This window comes from Ornithinibacter sp. (genome assembly GCF_035443565.1).
Lineage (GTDB): Bacteria > Actinomycetota > Actinomycetes > Actinomycetales > Dermatophilaceae > Fodinibacter.
Genome location: NZ_DAORSO010000138.1, coordinates 1 through 6,055 on the forward strand (window position 1 = coordinate 1; position 6,055 = coordinate 6,055).

Here is a 6,055-nt window from a genome sequence, read left to right on the forward strand (position 1 = left end):
TCTTCCCGAGCACGTCGCGGGTGAAGTAGAGCAGGTACGTCGTGACGAACGCCGTGCCGAGGATGACGAGGAAACGCGTGACGAAGACCCACGCGAAGTCCGGGTGCTCGCGTGGGCTGACCCAGAAGGCCCGGACGAACGAGCCGAGGTGGAAGGCCGGGATGCGCTCGCGGTCCAGGCGCGGGTCCGGCATCCGGGCGACGAAGAGCACCGCCGTGAGCAGGACGACGACGACGACCACGAGGTAGCGCAGCCGCTGGCCGTCGGGGGCGGTGTTGTCGCCGGGGACGAGCGTGGCGATGAGGGAGCCGAGGATGACGCCGAGCGGCTGGGCCGCCCCGACCACCGCCCCCACGGTGCCTCGCTGGGCCACCGGCACCTGGTCGGGCAGCAGCGCCGTGACCGCGGCGTACGAGGCGTTGAGGGTGAGCTGGGCCAGGGCCCAGCCCAGGGTCAGCCCTCCGATCGTCGTCAAACCCCCCATGAGCGCGAGCACCGCGGCGGCCGCGAGCGTCGGCCACAGCACCCAGGTGCGGCGGCGCCCCAGCCGGGAGGACGTGCGGTCCGAGAACGCACCGGCCAGCGGGCTCGCGACGAGTGCGACCAGCGCGCCAGCCGCCACGACCAACCCGAGGCTCGACTCTTTGGATGCCGGGTCGATCGCCTCGACCTGCAGCGGCAGGAGGAACTGGATCGGGGTGAAGAAGGCCGTCCAGATGCCGAGGTTGGTCAGGGCCAGGACGGCGATGAACCCCCGCCCCACCCGGGCCTCCCAGAGTCGGGCGGGGCTCAACCCAGAAATCCGCGGGCGTCGTGGCACGGCATCCGCAGATGTGGTCAAGTGTCCTGACAATTGCCGACCGCGGTGGCGACGGGAAGGACCTGCGTGGAGCTCGCGTCCAGCGTGGGTGCACTCATCCTGATGGCCGCCGCCGCGGCCATCATCGGCTACTCCAAGACCGCCCTCGGCGGGCTCGGTGTCGTCGCCGTGGCCATCTTCGCCACCGTGCTCCCGGCCCGGGAGTCGACCGCGGCGATCCTCATGATCCTGATCGTCGGCGACGTCATCGCCTGCTGGCACTACCGCCGCGACCCCGACTGGGGCCTCATCCGCCGCCTGCTGCCCGCCGTCATCCCCGGCCTGCTGCTCGGCACCCTCTTCCTGCGCGTGGTCAGTGACGACACCCTGCGCCGCTCGATCGGAGCCGTCCTGCTCGTGCTCCTCGGCCTGCAGCTGTGGGTGAAGTGGCACGCGAGCGACACACCCTCGACGACCCACCGGCATCCGGGCGCGGCGATCGCCGCGGGCTCGGCGATGGGCTTCACGACGATGACCGCGAACGCCGCCGGCCCGGTGATGACCCTCTACCTGTCGGCCGCGGGCATCGACAAGCGCCGCTTCGTCGGCACGAGCGCGTGGTTCTTCCTCATCGTCAACCTCACGAAGGTGCCGTTCTCGTTTGGGCTCGGGCTGTTGCACCCCGTGGATGCCGTGCGCGCCCTCGCGCTCGCACCGTTCGCCCTCCTCGGCGGGCTCCTCGGCTACGCGACGGTCAGGCGGATCAGCCAGCGCACCTTCGACGTCGCCGTGCTGCTCGCCTCAGCCCTGGCGGCAGCAGCCCTGCTGCTCACCTGAGCAGGCACTTCTTGCACTGCAGCCACCCTGATCCGGGTGGCTGCCGTGCAAGAAGTCGGGATCAGGTGTTCTGCGGGAAGCCGAGCTCGATGCCGCCGTGGCTCGGGTCGAGCCAGCGTGACGTGACGACCTTGCCGCGGGTGAAGAAGTTGACCCCCTCCATGCCGTGCGCGTGGCTGTCGCCGAACAGGGAGTTCTTCCACCCACCGAAGGAGTAGTACGCCATGGGCACGGGGATCGGCACGTTGACCCCGACCATGCCGACCTCCACCTCGTTCTGGAAGCGCCGCGCGGCGCCACCGTCGTTGGTGAAGATCGCCGTGCCGTTGCCGTAGGGGTTGTCGTTGATGAGCTTCAACCCCTCGTCGTAGCTCGCGACGCGCACCACGGACAGCACCGGGCCGAAGATCTCGTCCTGGTAGATCGACATGTCCTTGGTGACGTGGTCGAACAGGGTCGGCTTGAGGAAGTAGCCCTCACCATCGGCGTCGACGTCACCTTCGCGACCGTCGACGACCAGGGTGGCACCAGCCTGCGTGCCGGCGTCGAGGTAGGACGTCACCTTGTCGCGGTGCTGCGCCGTGACCAGCGGGCCCATGTCGCAGCCGCGGGTGCCGTCACCGGTGACGAGCTTGCCCATGCGGTCGGTGATCTTGGCGACGAGGTCGTCAGCGATGGGCTCGACAGCGAGCAGGGCCGAGATCGCCATGCAGCGCTCACCGGCCGAGCCGAAGCCGGCGTTGACGGCGGCGTCGGCCGCGAGGTCCAGGTCGGCGTCGGGCAGCACGAGCATGTGGTTCTTCGCCCCGCCGAGGGCCTGGACGCGCTTGCCGTGCGCCGTGCCGGTCTCGTAGACGTACTTCGCGATCGGGGTGGAGCCGACGAACGAGATGGCCTTGACGTCGGGGTGGGTCAAGAGCGCGTCGACGGCCTCCTTGTCACCGTGCACGACGTTCAGGACCCCTTCGGGCAGACCGGCTTCCTTCCACAGCGCCGCCACCGCGTTGACCGCCGACGGGTCCTTCTCGCTCGGCTTGATGACGACGGCGTTCCCGCAGGCGATCGCCACGGGGACGAACCACAGCGGCACCATCGCCGGGAAGTTGAACGGGCTGATGACGGCGACGACACCCAGGCTCTGACGGATCGAGTAGACGTCGACCTTGGTCGAGACGTTCTCGGAGAAGCCGCCCTTGAGCAGGTGCGGGATGCCGCAGGCGAACTCGGCGACCTCGAGCCCTCGGGTGACCTCACCGATCGCGTCGGAGACGACCTTGCCGTGCTCGGCCGTGATGAGCTCGGCGATCTCGGCCTTGCGAGCGTTGAGCAGTTCCCGGAAACGGAAGAGCACCTGGGTGCGCTGGGTCAGCGAGGCCCGCTGCCACGACGACTCCCATGCGGCCTTCGCGGAGGTGACGACCTCGCCCACGAGCTCGGAGGAGGCGAGGTCGAGCACGCCGGTCTGCTCGCCGGTGGCGGGGTTGAACACCGGGCTGGTGCGCGCGGCGCTGCCCTGCCAGGGGGTGCCGCCGATGAGGTGGGTGATGCGAGTGGGGGTCGTGCTCACGGTTATCGGTCCTTGTCATGCCAGTGGAGTGGAATCAGTGTGTCAGAGCCTCGCCTGCTGACGGAATGCACCGGAGGATGCCGGTCGTCCCTGTGGGATCAGCAGCTCGGGTCGGCAGCCCTCGATGTGGCCCGTCAGTCGTCGAGGTCGTCGATGACGTGCCGCAGGTACCGACGCGGCTCCGCGAGGAAGCTGCGGTGGTGCGTGACCACGTCGAGCTCGTCCCACGTCGTCGGGCGGATGCCGTGCTCCCCCAGTTCCAGCACGCTCGCCCCCGGGATGGCGGCCAGCACCGGGGAGTGGGTGGCCAGCACGACCTGGGTGCGCGGCCGCCGGGCCATCTCGGCGAGCTCGGCGACGAGGTGCAGCTGCGCCGCGAACGACAGCCCGGCCTCCGGTTCGTCGAGCACGAACAGCCCCTCGCCGCGAAAGCGCCGGGTGCCGAGCAGCGTCACGAACGACTCCCCGTGCGACATCGCGTGGAAGGCGGGGTCGGTCGGTCCGGGGTTGGTGTCGAGCCAGGTGAACAGCCCGTGCATCGTCTCGGCCCGCACGAAGTAGCCCCACCGCGGCGCCCCCGGGTCGCGTACGACGGTGACCCACTCGTGCAGCGGCGACTCGCTGGCGTGGGTGCGGTGGGTGGCCCCGGTCGACCCGCCCTCGGCGTTCATGCCCGCCGCCATCGCGAGCGCCTCCACGAGGGTGGACTTGCCCGAGCCGTTCTCCCCGACGAGCACCGTGCAGGCGGCCAGGTCGATGCCGTGGGCCAGGACCTGCGCCACCGCGGGGATCGTCAGGGGCCAGACGTCGGATGCCGGCAGCTCGGCATCGCGCGCTCGCTCGAGGCGGCGAGCTGGAAGCCCTTCGGTCCACGGGCGGCGAGCGGACGGCATCCGGCCACGCTAGCCCCGACCACCCACACCACGGACCGCACCCGTGGGAGGGAAGGTGGGGAAACCGAGGGCGGCCCGTAGGCTTGTGGATCGTGACCGAGAGCCCGACCCCCGCCCTCCCCGAGATCGACCTGCCCGAGCAGATGCGGGTCCGCCGCGACAAGCGCGACCGTCTGCTCGCCGCCGGAAAGCACGCGCACCCCGTCGCCGTGCCGCGCACGCACTCGCTGGCCGAGGTCCGCGAGCAGTGGGGCCACCTCGAGCAGGGCGAGGAGACCCAGGACGTCGTCGGCATCGCCGGCCGCGTGGTCTTCATCCGCAACACCGGCAAGCTCGCTTTCGCGACGCTCCAGGAGGGGGTCGGCACGCGCCTGCAGGTCATGCTGAGCCTGGCCGAGGTCGGCGAAGAGGCCCTGGCCGACTGGAAGGCGCACGTCGACCTCGGCGACCACGTGTTCGTCGAGGGTCGGGTCATCAGCTCCCGGCGCGGTGAGCTGTCGGTGATGGCCAGCCGCTGGGAGATGGCGAGCAAGGCCCTTCGCCCGCTTCCGGTGCTGCACAAGGAGCTGTCCGAGGAGAGCCGGGTTCGCCAGCGCTACGCCGACCTCGTCGTGCGCCAGGAGGCCCGCGACATGGTGCGCACCAAGGCTGCGGCCCTGCGGGCGATCCGCGGGGTGCTCGACGAGCAGGGCTACGTCGAGGTCGAGACGCCCGTGCTCCAGCTGATCCACGGGGGCGCGGCCGCTCGCCCCTTCCGCACCCACCTCAACGCCTTCGACCAGGAGATGGTGCTGCGCATCGCCCTGGAGCTGAACCTCAAGAAGGCCGTGGTCGGCGGGGTCGACCGGGTCTACGAGATGGGGCGCATCTTCCGCAACGAAGGCGTCGACGCCACCCACTCGCCCGAGTTCACGATGCTCGAGGTCTACCAGGCGTGGGGCGACCAGACCTCGATCGGCGCCCTCATGCGCGACCTCTACCTCGGCGTCGCCGACGCCGTGGGATCACGGCAGATCGAGACGCCCGCCGGCACGATCGACCTCGACGGTGAGTGGCGCTGGCTGCCGGTCTACGACGCCGTCAGCGAGGTCGTCGGGGAGACCGTCACGATCGACACCCCCAAGGAGACCCTGCTCGGGTACGCCGCGGCCCACGGGGTCGAGGTCGACCCGGGGCTGACCAAGGACAAGGTGTTCCTCGAGCTGGTCGGCGAGCTCGTCGAGCCCGACCTGCTCCAGCCGACCTTCCTGTGCGACTACCCGGCGATCGCCCAGCCCCTGGCTCGCCCGCACCGCGAGAAGGAGGGCCTGATCGAGGCCTGGGACCTCATCATCGCCGGCGTCGAGCGCGGCACCGGCTTCTCCGAGCTCATCGATCCCGTCATCCAGCGCGAGGTGCTGACCAACCAGTCGCTGCTCGCCGCCGGGGGCGACCCCGAGGCGATGCAGATTGACGAGGACTTCCTGCGCGCGCTCGAGTACGGGGCACCGCCCATGGGTGGCCTGGGCCTGGGCGTCGACCGCCTCATCATGCTCTTCACCGGGTCCAATATTCGCGAGACCATTCTCTTTCCGCACCTCAAGCCGGAGGCCTGACATGTCCTCGATCTGGCCCTATCTCGCCGCAATCGTGCCGACGATTGTCGTCGCCACGATGTTCTACTTCCTGATCAAGAGCATGCTTGAGGGCGATCGTCGGGAGCGCCTCGCGCAGAACCGCTTCGAGGCCGAACTGGACCGTGCGGGGCGGAGCGATGCGAATTCACCTTCGGATTCCGTACCCCCACCCAAGGCCCCGGGAACGACGCCTGGCACCCCGTCGACGTCGGGCGACGAGACCCCCTGATTCCTGGACGCATTCAATTGTCCGAGGAATGTTGTCCACAGGGCAATTCCCACTTCTGGGAATGCGCTGCTAAATTGTCCGCGGCATGTTGCTACGTGCCGCGGATGATATCCG

At 69.8% G+C, this 6,055-nt stretch carries 6 protein-coding genes; 3 read left to right on the forward strand and 3 right to left on the reverse strand.

Features of this window, described 5'->3' with window-relative positions:
• A partial coding sequence (locus tag PLL68_RS11805) for an MFS transporter (RefSeq protein WP_324534314.1) occupies window positions 1-793 on the reverse strand: 793 nt, incomplete at its 3' end.
• A gap of 93 nt (window positions 794-886) precedes the next feature.
• Between PLL68_RS11805 and PLL68_RS11810 the strand changes: the two genes are divergently transcribed.
• Window positions 887-1,636 (forward strand): sulfite exporter TauE/SafE family protein, encoded by a 750-nt coding sequence (locus tag PLL68_RS11810; RefSeq protein WP_324534316.1) that lies wholly within the window; start codon window positions 887-889, stop codon window positions 1,634-1,636.
• A 61-nt stretch (window positions 1,637-1,697) separates the two neighbouring features.
• On the opposite strand, the gene PLL68_RS11815 is transcribed toward PLL68_RS11810, so the two are convergent.
• Together PLL68_RS11815 and PLL68_RS11820 are read right to left on the reverse strand one after the other, a co-directional pair.
• Window positions 1,698-3,203: a CoA-acylating methylmalonate-semialdehyde dehydrogenase gene (locus PLL68_RS11815; RefSeq protein ID WP_502910701.1), complete on the reverse strand. Its 1,506-nt coding sequence runs from the start codon at window positions 3,201-3,203 to the stop codon at window positions 1,698-1,700.
• Window positions 3,204-3,337: 134 nt separating this feature from the next.
• On the reverse strand, window positions 3,338-4,096 hold the full coding sequence (locus tag PLL68_RS11820) for an AAA family ATPase (protein WP_324534318.1): 759 nt from the start codon (window positions 4,094-4,096) through the stop codon (window positions 3,338-3,340).
• 143 nt (window positions 4,097-4,239) lie between these two features.
• On the opposite strand from PLL68_RS11820, the gene lysS reads away from it, so the two are divergent.
• Together lysS and PLL68_RS11830 are read left to right on the forward strand one after the other, a co-directional pair.
• The gene (lysS, locus tag PLL68_RS11825) at window positions 4,240-5,691 is read left to right on the forward strand and encodes a lysine--tRNA ligase (protein ID WP_324534324.1); all 1,452 of its coding nucleotides are present in this window, start codon (window positions 4,240-4,242) and stop codon (window positions 5,689-5,691) included.
• Window position 5,692: 1 nt separating this feature from the next.
• Window positions 5,693-5,941: a hypothetical protein gene (locus tag PLL68_RS11830; RefSeq protein ID WP_324534320.1), complete on the forward strand. Its 249-nt coding sequence runs from the start codon at window positions 5,693-5,695 to the stop codon at window positions 5,939-5,941.
• Window positions 5,942-6,055: the final 114 nt, after the last annotated feature.